Annotated in this window: 13 protein-coding genes; 9 read left to right on the top strand and 4 right to left on the bottom strand. The window is 40.6% G+C overall.

Annotated elements, in window-relative coordinates:
• The first annotated feature begins 418 nt into the window (after window positions 1-418).
• The 3 genes from B4U84_RS11065 (at window position 419) to bchE (ending at window position 2,925) form a co-directional block, all read left to right on the top strand.
• Window positions 419-682, top strand: a complete 264-nt coding sequence (locus B4U84_RS11065) for a hypothetical protein (RefSeq protein WP_044448605.1) — start codon at window positions 419-421, stop codon at window positions 680-682.
• On the top strand, window positions 663-1,070 hold the full coding sequence (locus B4U84_RS11070; RefSeq protein WP_044448606.1) for a type II toxin-antitoxin system VapC family toxin: 408 nt from the start codon (window positions 663-665) through the stop codon (window positions 1,068-1,070). The genes B4U84_RS11065 and B4U84_RS11070 overlap by 20 nt, the downstream gene beginning before the upstream one ends.
• 247 nt (window positions 1,071-1,317) lie before the next feature.
• Window positions 1,318-2,925, top strand: a complete 1,608-nt coding sequence (bchE, locus tag B4U84_RS11075; RefSeq protein ID WP_131117802.1) for a magnesium-protoporphyrin IX monomethyl ester anaerobic oxidative cyclase — start codon at window positions 1,318-1,320, stop codon at window positions 2,923-2,925.
• Window positions 2,926-3,005: 80 nt separating this feature from the next.
• Here bchE and B4U84_RS11080 read toward each other — a convergent pair whose 3' ends face one another.
• The 3 genes from B4U84_RS11080 to B4U84_RS11090 form a co-directional block, all read right to left on the bottom strand.
• A complete protein-coding gene (locus tag B4U84_RS11080) occupies window positions 3,006-6,890 on the bottom strand; it encodes a DUF7379 domain-containing protein (RefSeq protein ID WP_131118880.1) in 3,885 nt (1,294 codons plus the stop codon).
• A gap of 96 nt (window positions 6,891-6,986) precedes the next feature.
• A complete protein-coding gene (gene iscB, locus B4U84_RS11085) occupies window positions 6,987-8,270 on the bottom strand; it encodes an RNA-guided endonuclease IscB (protein ID WP_131117805.1) in 1,284 nt (427 codons plus the stop codon).
• A gap of 526 nt (window positions 8,271-8,796) precedes the next feature.
• Window positions 8,797-9,825, bottom strand: a complete 1,029-nt coding sequence (locus tag B4U84_RS11090) for a VOC family protein (RefSeq protein WP_131117808.1) — start codon at window positions 9,823-9,825, stop codon at window positions 8,797-8,799.
• A gap of 330 nt (window positions 9,826-10,155) precedes the next feature.
• Between B4U84_RS11090 and B4U84_RS11095 the strand changes: the two genes are divergently transcribed.
• A complete protein-coding gene (locus tag B4U84_RS11095) occupies window positions 10,156-11,931 on the top strand; it encodes a diguanylate cyclase (RefSeq protein WP_044448797.1) in 1,776 nt (591 codons plus the stop codon).
• Window positions 11,932-12,122: 191 nt separating this feature from the next.
• Here B4U84_RS11095 and B4U84_RS30515 read toward each other — a convergent pair whose 3' ends face one another.
• Window positions 12,123-12,374, bottom strand: a complete 252-nt coding sequence (locus B4U84_RS30515; RefSeq protein WP_207390921.1) for a hypothetical protein — start codon at window positions 12,372-12,374, stop codon at window positions 12,123-12,125.
• Window positions 12,375-12,753: 379 nt separating this feature from the next.
• Here B4U84_RS30515 and B4U84_RS11105 point away from each other — a divergent pair, with 379 nt between their 5' ends.
• The 5 genes from B4U84_RS11105 (at window position 12,754) to argZ (ending at window position 22,411) form a co-directional block, all read left to right on the top strand.
• A complete protein-coding gene (locus B4U84_RS11105; protein WP_131117814.1) occupies window positions 12,754-13,056 on the top strand; it encodes a hypothetical protein in 303 nt (100 codons plus the stop codon).
• 577 nt (window positions 13,057-13,633) lie between these two features.
• Window positions 13,634-13,957: a hypothetical protein gene (locus tag B4U84_RS11110; protein WP_131117818.1), complete on the top strand. Its 324-nt coding sequence runs from the start codon at window positions 13,634-13,636 to the stop codon at window positions 13,955-13,957.
• Between the two features lie 632 nt (window positions 13,958-14,589).
• On the top strand, window positions 14,590-17,046 hold the full coding sequence (locus B4U84_RS11115; protein WP_131117820.1) for a two-partner secretion domain-containing protein: 2,457 nt from the start codon (window positions 14,590-14,592) through the stop codon (window positions 17,044-17,046).
• Between the two features lie 448 nt (window positions 17,047-17,494).
• Window positions 17,495-20,158, top strand: a complete 2,664-nt coding sequence (locus tag B4U84_RS11120; RefSeq protein WP_131118882.1) for a CHAT domain-containing protein — start codon at window positions 17,495-17,497, stop codon at window positions 20,156-20,158.
• Window positions 20,159-20,299: 141 nt separating this feature from the next.
• Entirely contained in the window at window positions 20,300-22,411 is a 2,112-nt protein-coding gene (gene argZ, locus B4U84_RS11125) for a bifunctional arginine dihydrolase/ornithine cyclodeaminase (RefSeq protein WP_131117823.1), read from the top strand.
• Window positions 22,412-22,429: the final 18 nt, after the last annotated feature.

Here is a 22,429-nt window from a genome sequence, read left to right on the forward strand (position 1 = left end):
TTAAAGCGTTTGTTCAAAACGTTTCAACGTTGCTTATTAACATTCCTTGATCCATAGAGAACATTAAAGCGTTTGTTCAAAACGTTTCAACGTTGTTTATTAACCTTCCTTGATCCATAGAGAACATTAAAGCGTTTGTTCAAAACGTTTCAACGTTGCTTATTAACCTTCCTTGATCCATAGAGAACATTAAAGCGTTTGTTCAATCCGCTTCAATGTTGCTTATTAATGTGAAGACGTTCATTGATAACATGATGAGCGAATGTCTAACGAAGTGCGATCGCTCTAAGATACAAGAGTGTGTTATGGCTTTAGCCTAACGCACCATCACTGATTGAGTAATGCTTATACCCACTACTTGAGCAACTATCAAATATAATTAAATTGCCAATATTATTAATAATCAAACAATTTCTATATGAAACGATCAAATATACGAGCAAAAGTATTGACAGAAATAAATCTTATTCCCGAAGAAAAACTAGAAGAATTATATAATTTTATTCATTATTTTCGAGTTGGAATAGAGGCATCTAAAGTTACACCAGAACAAATTATGCAGTTAGCTGGTTGCTGGGATGATATGTCAGATGAAATGTTTAATGACTTAAATGAAGAAATTATCACACGTCGCCAGCAAGCTTTTTTGAGGAGAAGAAGCGATGAAACCAGCTTTGGTTGATACCAACATTTTATCTTTATTTTTCCGCAATCAACCTCTGGTTATCAAAAACTTTGATGCATATATTCGAGAATATGGCAAAATAAACATCAGCATCATCACCTATTACGAAATAGTTAGCGGATTAAAGCATCGTGATGCACATAAACAATTAACATCTTTTTTAGAATTTGTCTCGTATAATACAGTTTTACCTCTAACTACTGACTCTACAACTATTTCTGGTGATATTTATGCCAAGTTACGAAAAAAGGGGACACCTGTAGACGATATTGATATTCTCATTGCTGGAATTGCTATAACTAACGATTTGATTCTTGTAACTAATAATCACAGAGATTTTGAGAAGATTGAAGGCTTAGAAATTGTAGACTGGAGCCAAAGCTAGCTAGTAGCGACTGTCTTAAAAGTCAAAATGTTACAAGGTTAACCCGCAGGGTAATCCAAAATCGAATCACGCTGAAATCGTGGTTAAGATTTAAAATCTTTGCTTTTTTAACAAAAATCTTCTTTATAAAGTTATATAAAAATAATGTTGCAAAACTAAATCGTCAAGACCGATGTCGCAAACCAATTTTGGGGAGATGGCGTAAATCCTAGCAAACAGTCATCTGTCAAAATTAAGGAGCCAGATTATGCGGATCATGATGATTCAACCCAACTATCATTCTGGTGGTGCGGAAATTGCGGGAAATTGGCCACCCAGTTGGGTTCCTTATGTAGGTGGAGCGTTGAAAACAGCTGGCTTTACTGACATCTGTTTTGTTGATGCTATGACCGATTATATTGCGGATGATGCTTTGGCTGAAATTATTGCCAAGCATCAGCCGGATGTGGTGCTAGCGACGGCGATTACGCCGATGATTTACCAATCTCAAACTACTCTCAAGATAGTTAAACAAGTTTGTCCCCAAGCTAAAACAATTATGGGCGGGATTCACCCGACCTATATGTATAATGAAGTTCTCAACGAAGCGCCTTGGGTAGATTATATCATCCGGGGAGAAGGGGAAGAAATCACAGTTAATTTGCTCAGAGCGATCGCCAATGGTACAGATGAGAGCGATCGCCGTAATATATTAGGTATTGCTTTCCTCGAAAATGGACAAGTCGTCGCCACACCAGCCCATCCCCCGATTGCTGATTTAGATACTCTCACCCCAGATTGGAGTTTATTAGACTGGAGTAAATATATCTACACTCCCCTCAACGTCCGAGTTGCAGTTCCCAACTACGCCAGAGGATGTCCCTTCACCTGTCGTTTTTGTTCCCAGTGGAAATTTTGGCGCAAATATCGTTCTGGTACTCCCAAGAAATTCGTCGATGAAATTGAAATCTTGGTAAAAAAACACAAAGTCGGCTTTTTCATTCTGGCAGATGAAGAACCAACTATTAATAAACCAAAATTTATCGCTTTGTGTAACGAATTAATCGAACGTAATTTAGGCGTTCACTGGGGAATCAATACACGGGTGACAGATATTTTACGAGATGAGCAAGAACTACCACTTTACCGCAAAGCCGGACTAGTGCATGTTTCCTTGGGAACAGAAGCAGCAGCGCAGTTAAAGTTAAACTTGTTCCGCAAAGAAACAACCATCGAACAAAACAAACGCGCCATCAAACTCCTAAATCAAAATGGTATCATTACCGAAGCTCAATTTATCATGGGTTTAGAAAACGAAACCCCAGAAACCATCGAACAAACCTATCAAATGGCTTTGGATTGGAAAGCAGACATGGTAAACTGGAACATGTTTACCCCTTGGCCATTTTCCGAATTATTTCAAGATTTAGGCGATCGCGTCGAAGTCCGCGATTATTCTCAATATAACTTTGTCACGCCGATCATGAAACCGGATGCCATGGAACGGGAAGATGTTCTCAAAGGAGTACTGCGAAACTACGCCCGTTTTTACCTCCGCAAAACCTTTGAATATTGGTTTGTCAAAGATCCATTTAAACGCAAATACCTTTTAGGTTGCTTGAAAGCATTTGTGCAAACCACCCTCAACAAGCGCTTCTATAACCTCAAACGAGTCAAGTACAAAGGACTACAAACCGAAATCGAACTCGGTTTTGATGAGTCGAAGATTCTCACCCGCGAACAAATCGCCCAGCGTAAGCAACAACATCCAGAACTCATGGCGGATGTGAACTTCACAGGTAATATTTCCGCCTGCGGCGCACCGAATGATTTGCCGGAATATGATGAGAAACAAGAGGATGTGGTAAATCTTTAAAATGAAAGTTTCTTGGTGTCTTTGTGTCTTGGTGTTTCAAAAATTATTTTTTTCACCACCAAGACACTAAGACACAAAGATTAAACATCCGGGATTCTCCCATACCCAATGACTATTGTACAGACGCGATGAATCGCGTCTTGTATTGTACAGACGCGATGAATCGCGTCTTGCTGATTTTGTGGTTTTTTCTCTTGAGTACGATTCCACAGAATTAAGCCCGCAAGTACCACTAATAATAAAGCAATTACCCAAATTACTGGGCCATTTCCCGTTGAAGGGTTTTCTGTTGGTTGATTTTGGGGTGGTGGGGAGGGATTGGGAGGATGATCGGGTATAGGGTCGTGTGGTGTGCCTGGTGGGATAATCATGGTGATGTCTTCATAATTAATCCTGCTATGGCGCATTGGGGGAAATTGTGTCTGTGGTTGAGGGGAAGTTTTCGGAATCGGTGATTGAGAAAGTGCTTTTGCCAGTGCTTCTATGCCAGCTGGATGAGTAAAATAGGTGAGGTGATCACAGGTTGGATTTGGTGTTAATATCTGAGGCTGGGGTGAACGGCTGAAACTTATACATTTGATACTAGCTAGAGTCACTGCGATGTCATTTGGTTGTTCAAAGAATACTAAGTTTATTACTTGATCTACACTTTGACCAAAAAGTTTGGACATTAATCTTTGCAGAGGACTTGATTGTTTGTCTGGTTGCATTTCTGTGGCGGCGCGAATTAATGAGCGATCGCCTGCCACAATTGTATAAGGAACACCAGGGTCAGGATTTTCTGCTAGTTGTTTGAGCAAATCGGAATCTGGATGCATTTGCTCAAGGGAATAATTGTTATTTTCGAGATATTCTAATAAATCAGCTAATACTTTTGCGGGCCAAACAACTGCTGCAAGTTGATTTAAACCAAATACCAAAGCTGTAAAAATTAAATCTTGTACCGCAGGCCAAGGAGAACCAGCGTTAGGTGTACCCAGCATCACCAACTGTTGTACAATCTCATTACCACTTTCTCGTTCAATGAACCAACGAGACACTAAGCCACCCATAGAGTGAGCAACAATATGTAATTGTTTGCCATGATTGGCTTCCAAACCGACTGCTTGCAATTTTTGTTTTAAAAGTCGGGCATTTTCTTCTATCGTAGTATTGAGATTTTCGTAATCAAATGCCAATACTAAGTCATAATAATCTTGGATCAGATTTTGTTGTCCATCGGCGGTGACTGTAACTTTTTTAATGCTAGGAAGTTGAGCTTCTGTATCACCGATAATTCCATGAATGTAGAGAATTATTCGTTGTGCTTGAGTAACTTTTTCTCTAACTGATTCGATGTTTTTGTCGTAGATTACTTGTTCGTTTTCATCAACTGTTGCTGCTGCTAAAATCGGATAATCAAATTTTATTCCCAGCTTCCGACAGATAATTTTTTGAAAAAAGATGCGGATGGAACCTTGCAAACAACGATGACTTTTTGTAGGTGGGGGTAGTCTTTCAATTGTAATTTCTGTTTTTCCATCTAGAGTTTTTCTACCTGTTCCTAAAGGTAAGAAAAATTCCCCATCGTAACTTATTGGTAAAAGATATTCGTGTTCTGCAATTTCTCGATTAACTAGTAATTTTAAAGGTGCTGATTTTGTAACTACGGTGTGATCAACTACGTTACTTAATTCCAAACCACTCAAACCAGGATCGCTGGCTCGGCTGGTGGTAAATTGAAAGGGTTCGGTATTCTCTAGTTCTTGCAGAAGGGGAGGTAAGGTGACATTTCCTAAGTCTCTGATGGTTTGGGGTACGGTTGTGAGATTAATTTCTGCTTGCAAATTTGCATGAGGTAACACCTCTACTAAACCATTTTGCAATTGCATGGGGCGATCGCTCGGCAAATTTTCAGGATTTTGGGGACGAACGATGGTAACTGCAACTTCTTGGGTTAGCCAATCATCATTGTTAACTCTGGTTTTCACTCTGACAGCATTGCGATCGCCAACTTCCGGGATTACACTTTCTAAAATACTCTTTCCACCCATTGAACGTTTAGGTGAAGGTGGATTTAACCCATCTTGTTCTAATAAACTGGCATCAAATTCAGAAGTACTAACAATCAATTTAAATATATCTTTGTACTCAGTAATTCCCTGAGCTAAAAACTCATCGGGTATCACCAAACCCAAATCATCAAAACTGGCAATAGTAACGCTAGCTTCACTACCTTTCGCTGCTAAACGAATACTACTTTTTTCTGGGAAAAATGGTACTTCGACGCTATAATTTTCGGTGAGATTCAGAACATTACAATAAAGAGTTTTTTCACTGTTATTTGTGAGAACAATTTGAATACTTGGCGGTATCCATTCGCCATTTTCATTGGTATACTCTAACCGCATTTCTGAACCGGAACCAGATTCTTGGCTTCCAGATAAAACAATGATTTCCATTGTGATATCATCAGGTTGAATGCTACTATTAGCGGGAGTTTTAAGTTGTAAAATATTTTGCCAACGCGCAATATGTTCTAAACGTTGAATAGCTTTGCTAGCAAAATAAGGCATGTAACCAGCCTGAGTTGATTGTTCTGGAATCGGGGCAACTACAGGACGTTTACTAGTAGGAAGTATAATCCAATATTGATTGGATTTTGCTAATAAGTGATAATCTGCATCTTCAGATTTTGCAGCTTCCTGCACATACAAAGAATTAGTGTTCGCTAATGCTTGACGCGCTAATTCTATACCTGCGCCTTGACCATCAAGATATACTTTCAACGGGGGCAATGATAAGCTGGTAACTATAGCCAAATAACTGGTATTTTCAAACAGATTATTGCTTCCCTGAATAATTTCTACTTTACTTCGTTGTGGTAACACCTGTGTCACCCGCGCTTGAGCCAAAGCATTTCCTAAATCACGCCACTGTTGATCCGCTGTTCCAAGTGGGAAAATAGCAAGCAGAGTATCTCCACCATTGTCAACTTTGGGAATACCGTGAACAGCACCCGCATCAATTACCCAACTTTTTTGATTTTCGCTATAAGTCAAAGTAAAGTAATGAGAACGCTCTCGAATTGCACCACCCAAAAATGGTTTGTCTAATTCCTGTGAATCAGTGGTATCAATCTGTGGTGACTGTTCCTTAAGTTTGCCACTAATTAAAGCATTGAGATTTCTGGCTAAATCCCGATACGTGATCTTACCATTCGTTCTTTCCAGGGTTTGCAGTAAAAAGTAAGAAAAAGCACCACGAGATTTCCCATCTTCAGCTTTATACTCTTTCGCTTGTTCGTATTCTCGACACGCGGATAACATAACGTGTCTACCTTTTGGTAACACAACTCCTGTAATTTTTTTATCCAAGCTGCGAACAGCACTTAAGGATTCTGCAAATACTGAAGAATCTGCTGTAAAAATGTAGCTACTCAACGGGCGATCGCGATAATCTATAGGAGCCTGACGCACCTTAGCTTCAATATCTCTAGTTCCCGAACCAGAGTGACAGCAGTCAAGAATTACCACAACGTGAGGATTTTTTTGAGCAACTTCAGAAATCAGGTAAGCTATTTCTTTATCAGCTAAATCTCGACTAGTTACTGTCCGGCTATCATAACAAACCAAAGTTTCATCCAAACGGTCTGGCTCTAAACTCCAAAATTCCTGTGGTGACTTTTGTTGTCCGCCATGACCCGCATAATAAAATAAGACAACATCTTCACTGTCAGCATTACACAAATGTTGCCGAAAGCCATCAATTATCGCCTGACGAGTAGCATTTTGATTGATGAGTATCCAAGGTCTATCTATTGGTTCTACCAAATTCCATTCGCGATCGCGAGCTACACGTTCGCGCAAATAGATTTCTACTGCGTTGATGTCATTAACGCAACCCTGCAAAGATGGTATAGACACAACAGAAGCAGGATCATATTCATCAATACCGACTAGCAGCGCATAAATATTTTTAGCCATAATATCTCCACTCACCAAAATATCCGCGCCGAGGAAGCCCCTGGCTTTAGACATGGGGGTAAGGCGCGGGCGACTGAAGTCGCCTTCAAAAAAGTTCTAAAAAGCATAACTATATCCGTCCTTTTTATGGATTGCTAAACAATATTTGTAGTTAATTCCTGATATTCTTCCTAATTTAGTAGCGATATCAAAACTACCTGTAGCACGACATAAGATACGTCCTACATATTCGCCAATTTTTTTGCCACTAGTAACAACAGCTTTAACAATATCCCCTGTACTAAAGCTGAAATGAATTTGTTTGTTTGAACGGTGACGATTTGGAAAACCAAATTTATCTGTACCAGCCATCTGTCTAGTACCATGACCATTGGCTGTTATCAACAAAGGCTTGACACCTTTAATATTGAGAATTGGTGTTGATTTTCCAACACAAGCCGCGTCAATCCAATGAGTTTTAGGTAGACTTTGATTACTGCGATTGAATTTAGTTAATCCTCCTGACCCACACTCGACAGTTAAACCAGTTGCTTTTAAACCTTCTAGCAATGCATGTCTAGTAGCATTAACAGCAGCCGCATCAGTTAATGGTCTTTTGACTTGTAACAAGATTTTCTGTAATTTGTTAGGGTCTTTTTTCAGAAAATCTCGGATATCCTTAGTACCTTTTTTGATATTGCATTTAGAGCAACTCAATGTAAGATTTGTGATTGAATTAGAACCTCCTTTAGAACGTGGATGAATATGTTCTATTTGCAGTGGAACATCTTTGACACCACAATAAGCACATTGTCTACCCCACTTCTCAAGTAAATATTCTCTCGTTTCATAACCAGCTAGTGTACCTTGCTGATATTCCTTACCCTCAATGTCTGGATTACGCATTAACTGCATATCAAACTTGACTAATTCTTGACTAATAGCTGTGATTGGTGCAAGTTTACGTAGCTTTTCAACCCAAGTTTTGATATTTTCAATTCGACTTTGTAGGCTTGGTGCTAACCATCCTAACGGTCTAGTTCTGTTTAAGAATCTCGGTTTACGATATCTAGTTTTGCGATTTCTTCTACCGCGTCTTAATTGCCTTCTAGAAGTTAAAGCATCTCTAATCGCAAAACCTCTGTGCTTTAGTTCAGCAGCAAAGACCACTTCGCCTGTAGTATCGTTAACTAATGCAATTCCGGTTGTTCTCGCTCCAGGGTCAAGCTTTAATCGCAGTGGTGTCACGGGTGAATCTGGGCGTGATTCTTTAAGAATAATCGTGAATGGAAAGCGGCGATATATGGCTGCTTTTTTGTTCCTTAATAGTTGTCTTGCTTGTGCTGAGTGAATTGGGTCAAGATGTCTTTTTTCGGTATCTAAAACAAATACTTTGCACACTACTGTGCCTCCTTTCGGGTGATGTTAGCTAGCCTTCGGCAACGCCAAGGGCGAACGTCAATGTTTAAGGTCGGTAACTATCCAAATTACACTTCTTTAACCCTTGTACAGATGTTTAACAATTTAGTTCTAGAGCAGGGAACTAGCTACGCATCCCCTGGTAGGTCTTTAACTCTTACCTTAAACGTAGTTCAGTTAAGAACTTAGACTGGTCAGATGTGGGACTTTTTCAAGCCCCCAGCTTTCGCTGTGGGGTTTCTGACTCAGGCTGTTTTCGATATTTTGATGTTTTCATCTGGTGATGGTTCAGGCAAATCAAATTCAAAAAATTTTGTCTCAATACTCAGATCATTCAAAAAGACTTCTAGCCAAACAAATGTCAAAATACACCTATTTATTATAAAAATTAACAACAGTATTGTTTGAAAAATAACAACACTAACGCCATCCATAATACAGTAAACAGTGAACAGTTAACAGTTAACAGTGAGTAATAGAATTTGATAACTGATAACTGATAACTGGTCTAATTCCCAATCAAATTCCAAAAATACCCATCCGGTGCGACAAAGGAAAAACTTGGTTCTTTAAATTCATTTTCAGCAACAGTTGTAAATTTTTGTACAGAACTTGCCTTGATGCGATCGCAAAATTGATTGAGTCCTCGCACTCGATAAGTATACAAACACATTCCCAGACTACCTGGTTGTGCTGCTTCATAGCGAGAATCTAGATTTATGGAACTGGGGAAGCGAACAATATAAAGTCTACCGCTACGTGCTGCCATAAAATCAGTTGTGGAAGAACGTGGATCATCAAAAGCGGTAACAAAAAACTTTTCACCTGGTTGGAGATCAAAAATTTCTCTTCCAGCTAGAGATGATTCGTAGCTAGTCTCTATATCATCACGCACCCGTAACAAACCCAAAACTTGATCATAAAACTTCAATGTTTCCTTAGTGTCATCTTGAACTACCATCCCGATGTGGGTAAACTGACTCGTCTTGAGAGGAGAATTAAGATCAATATTTCCGTAATCCGGGAGTGTATAACCAAACCTTTGAAAAAAAACTTGTCGTGTCAATGGTTGTAGCAATAGCATTTCACGCACCCCAACCATCCTGTCAATAAAAGGACGCTTTTTGTTTTCTTTGTTATAAATTACTTCCCAATGTGGACGGGTAAACCAAAGCGGCCAACCAGCGGCTTTTGCTTCTTCTATATGATTTAAGATGTTGATAATATCGGCAGTTAAAGTTGTTGCCCAACGATTACCCTTCACTTTCATTGATCCCATCTTTAACCCGTTATTTATAGGGTTTTGCCAAATCATCAGACGAATCAAACCATGGTCTGCATGTTGGTGGTAAAGGCGAATTGAGCGTAAAAACGAGTCCACACCATACAATTGTTTCGCAACACTTGCTGATAACTCGCCCTGTTCACCAATACGATAACCAAATTGCTCCCAATACTGAATCGCTGCAATTGGTTCTGGAACGCCAATGCATACTTCATAGATGCCTTCTATTACATTTTGTTGTCCCTGATGCATAGTTTTGTATATATGTGCAACAAAAAGTTAACTTGAATCAACCGTGAGTAAAGATGCCTGGGTTTTTACAGAAGTGACGCTATTTTGAATTTTGAGGTGCCATTGTCAATTTCGCTGTGATCCAGCAGCACCCACTACAAAAATTGTAAACATTAAATAAACATTAAATTTTTTTGGACTAACTCTTGGATTTTCCCTAAAGAAAAGGTTAAAAATTTTACATGTAGATTTTTACTTGTATAAAATTTACGCAAATACCACAAGAATGATGTCTTGACTTCCAAGGTTTCAACTAGTTTTCTCATTTTTCGTAAAACAAAGGCGGGTGCAGTGTATCAGCAATACGGACATTACTACCTATGTCAAGCACAACTGACATGGCTTCCAGTTATATCTGATTCTGCGATCGCCTTCGCATATTACTTATTTCCCATCATGGTTGTTTATTCTCCTCACAAACGACAAGATTTAGTTTTTAAGTGTATATACATAGGTTTTGCATGTTTAAATGTGATATGCGGTACAATAATTTTCCTGAACGTTTGGATGTTTTTGCATCCAGAGTATTGGTTGCTAGATTTACTCAAAGCGATCGCGGCTTCTAGTTCAGTGTGTACTATGATTTTACTGATGCGATCGCTTCCTCAATTTCTGACTATTTTCAACTTGACAGAACTAAAGCCAGCCAATCAGCAGCTAGAACTAGAAATCAAAGAACGCCATTTTGCTGAAGAAGCGTTACGGGAAAGTAAAGAGCGTTTTCACAATGCTTTTGATTATGCTGCTATTGGTATGGCTTTAGTGGGTTTAAACGGTAGTTGGCTACAAGTAAATCATGCTTTGTGTGAAATTGTCGGTTACTCAGAAGCAGAATTACTAGCTAAAACCTGCCAAGATATCACCCATGCAGAAGATTTAGATACTGACTTTGACTACGTACGTCAACTTTTAACTGGTGAGATTCGCTGTTATCACATAGAGAAGCGGTATATACACAAGCTAGGACATGTGGTATGGATTTTGTTAAGTGTGTCGCTAGTGTGTGATATCCACGGTCAACCACTATATTTTATTACTCAGATTCAAGATATCACCGAGCGCAAGCAACTCGAACAACGCAACCATGAAATTGCTCTACTCACTCAAATGAGCGATATTTTGCAAGCTTGTCTGACGGTTGAAGAAGCATATAAAGTCATTGCTCAGTTAATCCAACCCTTGTTTCCTCAAACATCAGGTGGAGTGTTTATGATTAATTCCTCAAAACACTTTGTCGAAGCTGTGACAACTTGGGGTGACTTAACTGTTGCAAGTAAAACAGTATTTTCAGCCAAGCAGTGTTGGGCTTTACGACGAGGACGCGCGCATTTTTCCACATCTGAGCAACAGAGTTTACACTGTAGCCACATTGAAGAATCATTTGCAGGGGAAGCTCTTTGTGTACCAATGATGGCTCAAGGTGAAGCTTTGGGAATGTTGCATTTCCATTCCCCAGAAAAAGGACAACTCACAGCAGCTAAACAACAACTAGCTTCTGCGGTTTCGGAACGCATCGCCTTAGCTTTAGCCAACCTACGGCTCACAGAAGCATTGCGACAGCAGAGTATTCGTGATCCTCTCACAGGTTTATTTAATCGCCGCTATTTAGAAGAATCTTTAGAACGAGAAATCAGCCGCGCCGAACGCAGTCACAAACATGTGGGCATTATTATGATCGATGTTGATCATTTTAAAAGCTTCAACGATAAATTTGGTCACGAAGCAGGTGATGTTGTGTTGCGCGAACTCGGTGGATTTTTGAAAAAACAAATTCGCAAAGCTGATATTGCTTGTCGGTATGGGGGCGAAGAAATAATGTTGATTTTACCAGAAAGTTCTTTGGAAGTTTGTCAACAAAGAGCCGAGCGCATTCGCCAAACAGTCAAACTTTTAGCTCTCCACCATCAACATCAGAAACTTGATAGCATGAGTTTGTCATTGGGAGTAGCCATGTATCCAGAACATGGTATAACAGGTGCAGCAGTCATAGAAGCAGCCGATACAGCTTTATATATTGCCAAAAAAACCGGACGCGATCGCGTCGTCATTGCTCAATCTCAGGTTTAGCGGGGAACCCCACCCTGCTGTTCACGGGGGGATTGAGGGGGGTTCATTCGACTTTTGCAAGAGACTCCATGAGCTGCGCTCACAAAAAACAATGAAAATGATGGTGGAACCAATACGGTTCGGATAAGACAAATCGATTGGCATTTAAATCCTGTAGAGACGCGATATATCGCGTCTCTACATATCCAAAATTATGACGAAAAATTCTTAACCGAACCGTATTGATGGTGGAACGATTTTTTTACGGTTTCAGCCTCTATTTTCAAGCCAGGTCTAAAGAACATCGCGACGTTTGTGGCTAACATCGCGACATTTGTGGCTAACGTCGCGACGTTTGTGGCTAACGTCGTGACGTTTGTGGCTAACGTCGTGACGTTTGTGGCTAACGTCGCGATGTTTGTGGCTAACGTCGCGATGTTTGTGGCTAACGTCGTGACGTTCATAAAGAACATCACGACATTTGGGGCTAACGTCGCGATGTTCTTTATGAATGAAACGACATTCGTCACAAACGTCAAAGCGATGGTGCAAAGTAGGCGCTACGCGATTGCACGCCTACGGTGTACACACAAGTATACGCCGCAAGGGTTTCAACTCTTTTAGCCCCATAAATACCCAAGTTTCGGTCAACTGAAAACTCCATTTATCAGGCTAATTTTAAGGCTAGGGTAACGAAACCAAGTTTTAGGTGGGATTTCAAGACTTGTGTGTACACCGTAGCACATAGAATATTTTTCACAACTTTTCAGGAAATCTACGAATTGATATTGGTGTTATTTAAGGGGCAACCCCAAATGTTTTTACATAAATCAAAGATAAATTATGAAACGTACAATCTCATTGGTAATCGGTATCGTTCTCTCATTCATGATGATGTTTAGTTCTGTTGCAATGGCTGATGAACTGCAAGTTGCTACACCAACAACCCCATCAGAAGTAACTACATCAGAAGTAGTTCCAGTCACGCCAACAGAAACGAGTCAACCCTCAGTAGCACAGCCAAAAGCTAGCGATATTGTGGATAAAGGGAACTTAAAGCCAATTAAATTAAAGCCTCAATGCAACGTCCCGTGTGAGGGTGGTGCTGCTGGATATATTTCACAAGGCTTTTGCGTACCATGTTAAAACTAGCATGAATTAGCGATAAATTAATAAATATTAGGGTGCGTTACGTCTTTGGTATCACGCACCACTTTATCTGAATCTATATGATTTGTGATAATTGCAGAGCTTAGATCCCCGACTTCTCAAAAGAAGTCGGGGATATTGTGTCTGACAAATGATTTGCAGGGTAAGCTGTTCCACAAAAATCCTTATACATATTGGATTAATCGTATAACACCACAACTGTGCGCCTCTACCATTGCGATCGCAGTGGGAATATAAAATAGGCTTGATATAGTAATCCTATCTGATGATTTAGAAATGCTATATAATATCAAGTTCGGATAATTAGTTATACTTCCCACAGTTATTGCACCCCACCCCTTAATCCCCTAAGCGCGTGCGCTTAGGGGAGGTTTTGGCGTTAGACAAAACCGGGGTGGGGTTCAGAGGGAATCATAAGTAATCAGGCGAACTTGATATAACATCCCGTGTCCACGTACTGCTGGATATCTGCTATGAAATATTTGTATAGCATGTTAAAACTCACATGGATTAGTGATAAGTTTAAAAAGTATATGAAATCAAGAGATAAATTATGAAACGCAACATATATCTGGTCATAGCTTTCGCTTTATCATTCCTAATGATGTTTGCCATTTCTTGGGCTGGCAAAACTCAAGTTCAAGCTCAAACCCCGCTACTGACATCAGAACAAAGTGACGTAGAAATAGTTAAAGTCCGACCTGTAAATGCAAGTAAGGCGGTTTCCTCCCTAACCCGGACAACTGTTAACGATGAAGTTGCACAAGAGGCAAAAGCGCAGATACTCAAGTCTATCAATTTAGGACCTCAATGCAACGTCCCATGTCCAGGTGGTGCTGCTGGATATATGTCGGGAAACATTTGCTTTCCATGTTAAAACTTGCATGAATGAGCGATAAATTAATAAATATTTAAGATAAGGTGCGTTACGGCTTTGGTATCACGCACCACTTTATCTGAATCTATATGATTTGTGATAATTGCAGAGCTTAGATCCCCGACTTCTCAAAAGAAGTCGGGGATCTTGTTTCTCACAAATGATTTGCAGGGTAAGCTGTTCCACAAAAATCCTTATACATATTGGATTAATCGTATAACACCACAACTGTGCGCCTCTACCATTGCGATCGCAGTGAGAATATAAAATAGGCTTGATATAGTAATCCTATCTGATTTGTGAAAATTGCCGGTGCGTTAGGTGTTCCACCATAACGCACCCTACTAGCGTGTCTAGACTAAAATGCTGCAATAAATCTCTTCTTCCTTCTCTGCGTTCTCTGCGCCTCTGCGGTTTATTAATGCACTATTTTAGCCTTGACACGCTACTACCAGTTAGATATTTTTTGAAAAGATTGTTTGTCATTCCACCAGATGTAGAGACGTAGCATTGCTACGTCTCCACATCTGCAATAGCATATAAGTAGCATTTCCACAATGTTTCTGCTTACTGACAATTAACAAATAATTTGTTTATTCTAAATCGAATCATTCCTAATTCATAAACTGTTGATGAAAAAGCCGAATCACTATTTTTGCATAGCTAGTTTAGTTTCCCTATGCTTTCTGGTTAAAACCGATTTGATTCAGGCACAAGTTTCCTCAGATGGGACTTTATCAACCCAGGTTACAACCACTAATAACCGAGATTTTAATATTACTAACGGCAACAAGATTGGCAGCAACCTTTTTCATAGCTTTAAAGAATTTTCTGTACCAACAGGTGGTTCAGCTGCTTTCGCCAATGACTTAGATGTTAGAAACATCATTAACCGCGTGACGGGAGGCTCAATCTCAAACATCGACGGATTGATTAAAACCAACGGTTCTGCCAACCTCTTTTTAATTAATCCTAGTGGTATTATCTTTGGCCCCAATGCCTCACTAAACATCAATGGCTCTTTTGTTGCCAGTACAGCCCATAGTATCAACTTTGCCGATGGCACTCAATTCAGTGCCACTAATCCCCAATCAACACCATTACTAACTGTCAGCCTCCCCATCGGTTTGCAATATGGGCAAACTGCTCAACCAATCCAAATAGAAGGGTCGAATTTACAAGTTCTTCCTGGTCAAACTTTAGGGATGCTGGGTGGTGATGTATCAGTCAAAGGCGGCACACTAACAGCACCCGCCGGACGAATTGATATAGGAAGTGTCGCCCCGAACAGTTTTGTTAGTCTAACTCCCGTTATTGAGGGTTGGGCTTTGGGATACAATGGCGTGCAAAATTTCCAAGATATACAAATATCCCAAGCGTCTAATATTTTTACAACTGGTGAAGGTAATGGAGCGATACAGTTGCATGGTAGAAATATTGCAATTACTGATGCATCACAGATTGGAGGAACTACTATAGGAAATAAACCAGGTCAACCTCTAACAATCACAGCTTCTGAATCTGTAGAAGTAAGTGGTTTCAACCAGGATTCTCCCAGCCAATTAGGTACTTTCACTAGGGCAACTGGAGCCGCAAGTGACATTACAATTGCAACAAAGCGATTGATTGTCCGTGATGGTGGATTAATAGAAACGTCTACTTTTACCTCTGGCTCAGGAGGGAATTTAACTGTAGATGCTTCTGAATTTGTGCAGGTAATAGGAGGTAGTGGAAGTTTCTCTAGTTTAAGTGTTCGGACTCTTAGCACCGAAAAAAATGCTGGAAATGCGGGAACAGTAAAGATTTCCACCAAAAATTTAATTCTCCGTGATGGTGGACAAATATCAACTTCTACCCTTGGTGCTGGCAATGGGGGAACTTTGATAGTAGATGCCTCTGAATCAGTAGAAGCCAGTGGTTTAATAGTGATACCTCGTACCAGATTTGATGCGAATGGGCAAATAGTGACAGATACTATTAATTTCCCTAGTGGCTTGCTTGCTGAGACTAGAAATTCGCGACCATTTCTCACACCACCCACAGGCAAAGGAGGGGACTTAATCATCAACACTCAGCGCTTAGTCGTCAAAGACGGCGCTAGCATCTCAGTTGCTGCTCTTGACGGTAGTCGAGGACAGGCAGGAAGATTAGATATTAATGCCTCGAAATCTGTAACAGTGACTGGTTCTGCCATTGGTGCAAATGGACAAGTTGTTCCTAGTATCCTACTAGCTAGAAGTGAAGGGCCTGGTAGTGCGGGCGATTTGAGAATTAACACAGGGAAGTTGACTGTCCAGAATGGAGCAGAAATTAATGCCAACAGTCTCGGCTCAGGTAGGGGAGGCAACCTTAATATTACAGTTGAAGACCTACTGCTGGACAACCAAGGCAAACTCACTGCTACAACTACGGGCGGACAAGGAAATATTAACCTAGATTCTGGAACTTTAATCTTACGTCGTGGCAGTGCCATCAGCACCAACGCCACAGGAAGCAATGTTACTGGTGGCAATATCAATATTGATACAGATAGTCTAGTTGCAATCCCCCAAGAAAATAGTGATATTACTACCAATTCTCAAGACTTTAAAGGCGGTAATATCACTATTAATACTCAAGCTGTTTTTGGTACGCAGTTTCGTCCACAACTCACATCTTTAAGTGATATCACTGCCACTGGGGCAAATTCTCAGTTAAATGGCAATGTCCAAATCAATATCGAAAGTGTTGATCCCAGTTCTGGCTTAGTGGAACTACCAAAGATTCCCATTGACGCCACAAAACAAATTGCCCAATCTTGTCCCATAGACACAGAAAATAGGTTTGTCGTCACTGAACGTGGTGGTTTGCCATTTTTACCAAACGAATTATTCCGCACTCAAAATACTGTACAAGTGCCTTGGGTGCATCTTGATAATCGGCAAATTGCAACAGGAGGCGAGTCAATAACCAAGTCTTCTACGCCAAATCACATAGTCGAGGCTACAGGTTGGATAGTCGATAAATCTGGGGAAGTGGTGTTGGTAGCAGCAAATACCACGCCTGTGAGTCCTTTGCCAAATCCCCCATCTTGTCCAACTAACATGTAGAGACGCCAAAACCGCCCCTCCCCGCCAGCCTACCGTGTACACACAAATCCTCTGATCCCCCTAAATCCCCGCGCTGGCGCGCCGCTACGCTAGAAAAAAGGGGGACTTTGATTCTAGTTCCCCCCTTTTCAAGGGGGGTTAGGGGGCAATACGGTTCGGATAAGACAAATCGATTGGTATCTAAACCCTGTAGAGACGTGCCATGGCACGTCTCTACATGCCCAAATCATGACGAAAAATTCTTAACCGAACCGTATTGGGTTAGGGGGGATCAAAACGCCACTAGGCAACTTTATAAGACTTGTGTGTACACCGTAGCCCCGCCAGCGCTTAGGGGTTGGGGGTGGGGTGCAATGACTGTGGGAAGTATAACTAATTATCCGAACTTGATATGAATAGACATGATCTTTACATTCGCAGGTGGTTGAAAAGATGCTTTTTTGCTTTGATGACTGCACTTTTGGTGATTTTTGAGTTTAATTTCAACCCCGGTATCCAATTTGCTCTTCCTTTGGCTCAAGCAAAGAGTAATTCTCATCAGTCAAATGCTCAATCTTTAGTTGCACAAGCTCAAAAACTTTATGAGGCTGGAAATTACACTCTAGCAGTCAAGATTTTACAACAGGCGATAGAAGCTTTCCAAACTAGTGGAGATCAGCTAGGGCAAGCTATGGGGTTGAGCAATCTTGCTTTAGTCGTGAAGCAACTCGGACAAATACAAAATTCGCATAGTTATATATTAAAAAGTTTAGAAATCCTTAAAAATAATCGGAATCCACAACTGTTAGCCCAAACCTTAGAAATTCAGGGAAATCTGCTCTTGGAATTAGGTAAAACCCAAGAAGCTTTGGATAGTTGGCAACAAGCAGCTAAAATTTACACGCACTTGGGTGATGAAGTTGGTAAAGTTCGGAGTTTAATTAATCTTGCTCAAGCTGAACAAACTTTGGGGCTTTACCTTCAAGCACAAAAAAATTTACAGGAACTGGTTAAATCTGTGGAGAAACAACCAGATTCTGAAATGAAAATAACTCTCCTCCGCAGCCTTGGCAATGTTCTGCAATTAGTCGGTGAGTTACATGATTCGGAAACATATTTGCACAAAAGTCATAATTTAGCTCAAAAATTGCAATCCCCTGAACAATTAGCAGAAACATTGCTCAGTTTAGGTAACATTCAACGTGGTTTCGGTGATAGTACGAACAATCAACTAAATGCAATTAATGGAGAACGACCCACACCTTTACGCTACGTCACCTCTACTCCCAATCGTCAAATTTCTCATGAGGCTTCTAAATGTTATCAACAAGCTATCCAATTTTATGAGCAGGCGGCTACTAAATCTAACTCACCAGTTGTGCAACTGCAAGCAAAACTTAATCAATTAAGTGTATTGCTAGAAACGCACAATTGGTCACAAGCACGACAATTATATATTGATATCAAACCTCGATTAAACCAAATTCCGATTAACCAAACAGCAATTTTTGCTCGAATTAACTTCGCTGTGAGTTTAGTACATTTAAAACAAGCTACCAACGTCGATATACCTGGATGGAAAGAAATTGCTCAAGATTTAGCAACTGCAATTCAACAAGCTAGAAGTATTGGTGATCAACGTTCAGAAGCTTACGCTTTGGGTGTGTTGGGGGGAGTGTATCTAGAAACAAAAGATTTTGACAATGCTCAAAAGCTGACTGAGGAGGGATTAAAAATAGCTCTGAGTATGCGAATGGGGGATATTGCTTATTTATGGCAATGGCAACTAGGATACATATTTAAAATCACAGGTAAGATTCCAAGGGCGATCGCATCCTACAACCAAGCATATGATACCCTCAGATCTCTTCGCAATGATTTAGTTGCCCTCAACCCAGATGTACAGTTTTCTTTTCGAGAGAATGTCGAACCTGTTTATCGCCAATTTGTAGATTTACTTTTGCAACCCCAAGGTCAGAGTCAAGAAGTTAGTAAAGAAAATTTAAAACAAGCTCGTACTGTCATTGAAGCTTTACAGTTCACAGAACTAGAAAACTTTTTTCGCCAAGCGTGTTTGGAAGCTAAAACCGAAAATATTGATGAAGTGGTTGATAAAACAGATTCTCAAACCGCAGTCATTTATCCAATTATTTTAAAAGACCGTCTCGAAATTATTCTCAAGCTACCAACAAATGACCTTGAACACTACACAATTACTCAACAGACGGATGAAATTGAAAAAAATCTAGAAGAGCTACAGCGATTACTCACAGAACCCAACGCCATTAATAAAATAAAAGAATTGTCAGGATTAGTATATAGCTGGTTGATTAAACCACGAGAAAATAAATTGCTAGAAATGAATATCAAAACATTGGTATTCGTCTTAGATGGTTCTTTGCGAAATATTCCCATGGCTGTTCTTTATGATAGCAAAGAGAAAAAATTCTTAATCGAAAAATATGCTGTTGCTCTGGCTCCAGGCTTGCAATTAGTTGACCCCAAGCCTTTACAAAGAAGAAAAATTTATGCTTTGACTGCTGGAGTAAGTCAAAAACGTGAATGTGGTGATCGATCTTTTGCTCCTCTCATAAATGTCAAAGACGAATTGGAGAAAATTCAGTCAGTAATACCTAAACATAAACGACTTCTCAATAAAAATTTTACAGAAGATAATGTACGCTATCAAATCAAAGAAGCCTCATATAATGTTGTTCACATTGCAACTCACGGTGAGTTTAGTTCTAATGCCGAAAAAACTTTTATTTTGACTTGGAATAAGCTTTTAAAAGTCAAGAATTTTGACCAATTATTGCGTTTAGGCAACTCTAATAAATCTCGTGCGATTGAATTACTTGTGCTGAGTGCTTGTCAAACTGCTATGGGAGACAAGCGAGCTACCTTAGGACTTGCTGGGATTGCAGTCCGAGCAGGCGCACGCAGCACACTAGCAACTTTGTGGTCTGTTGATGATAAGTCTACAGCTGACCTCATGATTAAATTTTATAAAGAGTTAGAAGATCCGAAAATTACCAAAGCTGAAGCTCTCCAACGCGCTCAATTGGATTTGTTAAAAAAAGATCCAATTCCCCGTTTGTGGGCGCCCTATGTTTTAGTGGGGAATTGGTTGTAGGAGTATATAAAATAGAAAAAAGCTTTTTGATATTGTTCAACTATCGAAAGGTATAAATTAGTATCAATTTTTGCAGAATCGGTTCAGCAACAATTAGTATTCAAGAGAAACTACCGCATCTATACGCTTGTGACATTTTTTATGACTTCCCAGATTCGCTATTTGATGTGTCCGCCTGACCACTACGATGTGGACTATGTAATTAATCCCTGGATGGAGGGGAATATTCATAAGTCATCGCGCGATCGCGCTGTGCAGCAGTGGCATCAACTTTATCACATCCTCAAAGAACACGCGATTGTAAATTTAGTGCCACCCCAGCAGGGCTGGCCGGATATGGTGTTCACGGCTAATGCTGGTCTGGTTTTAGGAGAGACAGTAGTTTTAAGTCGTTTTTTACATAAAGAACGTCAAGGAGAAGAACCGTATTTTAAGCAATGGTTTGAGGAAAACGGCTACAAAGTCTATGAATTACCTAAAGATTTGCCGTTTGAGGGAGCGGGTGACGCACTCTTGGATCGGGAAGGACGCTGGTTATGGGCGGGATACGGCTTCCGTTCAGAGTTAGATTCTCATCCCTATCTGGCAAAATGGCTTGATATTGAGGTGTTATCCCTGCGGTTGATAGACGATCGCTTCTATCATTTGGATACTTGTTTTTGTCCATTAACAGATGGTTATTTGCTCTACTATCCTGCGGCTTTTGATTCCTACTCCAATCGTGTAATTGAAATGCGAGTAGCGCCAGAAAAGCGGATAGCGATCGCTGAGGCTGATGCGGTAAACTTCGCCTGCAATGCGGTGAATGTGGATCGCATCGTGATCATGAACAAAGCTAGCGATTCCCTGAAGGAATGTCTGGTAAATGTGGGTTTCCAAATTATTGAAACACCACTGACAGAATTTCTCAAAGCCGGAGGTGCAGCCAAATGTTTGACTCTGCGAGCAACAGAACCAATCAGAGAAGAACTTCATGCTAATGTGTCGGTAGAAAGCCGCATCCTCCGCATGGAAGGACACTTGCTTGATGCTGGTTTGATAAACCGCGCTTTGGATTTGATTGTAGATAACGGTGGTAGCTTCCAGGTTCTCAACTTTAATTTGGGAGAACAACGACAAAGTACCTCAGCCGCAGAGGTAAAAGTATCGGCTCCCTCTCATGAGGTGATGGAAGAAATCATCTCGCAACTTATTGATTTGGGTGCGGTTGACTTGCCGCAAGATGAGCGAGATGTCAAGCTAGAACCAGTGATTATGTCTGGTGTTGCTCCCGATGATTTTTATGTCAGCACGATTTATCCCACCGAGATCCGGATTAATGGTGAGTGGGTAACGGTGCAGAATCAACGCATGGATGGAGCGATCGCCATTTCCCAAACTCCCCAAGGTCTGATAGCGCGGTGTAAAATATTACGTGATTTAGAAGTAGGCGAACAGGTGGTTGTGGATGTCCAAGGTATCCGCACCATTCGCAAAACCGAATCGCGGGAAAAACGCAATTCTGAAGAATTCAGCTTTATGTCCGCAGGAGTTTCCAGCGAGCGGCGCGTAGAACTAGTCGTTGAGCAGGTGGCTTGGGAATTACGTAAAATACGCGACACTGGTGGTAAAGTTATTGTCACTGCTGGCCCAGTAGTAATTCACACTGGTGGTGGTGAACATTTATCACGACTGATTCGCGAAGGATACGTACAAGCACTGTTGGGAGGAAATGCGATCGCAGTTCACGACATCGAACAATCAATCATGGGTACTTCCCTCGGTGTCGATATGAAGCGGGGTGTAGCAGTACGCGGTGGACACCGTCACCACCTGAAGATCATCAACACCATCCGGCGTTACGGTAGCATTGCCAAAGCTGTAGAAGCTGGGGTAATTAAAAACGGTGTCATGTATGAATGTGTAAAAAATCACGTACCTTTTTGTTTAGCTGGTTCAATTCGGGATGATGGTCCCTTACCTGATACCCAGATGGATTTAATCAAGGCGCAAGAAAAATACGCCGAACTACTCAAAGGTGCGGAGATGATTTTGATGTTGTCATCAATGCTGCATTCTATTGGTGTAGGTAATATGACGCCTGCGGGTGTGAAAATGGTTTGTGTAGATATCAACCCAGCAGTTGTCACCAAGTTAAGCGACAGGGGTTCGATTGAATCACTGGGTGTAGTAACAGATGTGGGATTATTCCTGAGTTTGTTGACCCAGCAGTTAGATAAGTTGACAAGTCCCTATACTGCGAAGATGGGGTAGGAAAAGAGGGGAAAGGAG

The sequence above is a fragment of the Westiellopsis prolifica IICB1 genome, assembly GCF_004323185.1.
Classification (GTDB): domain Bacteria; phylum Cyanobacteriota; class Cyanobacteriia; order Cyanobacteriales; family Nostocaceae; genus Pelatocladus; species Pelatocladus prolificus_A.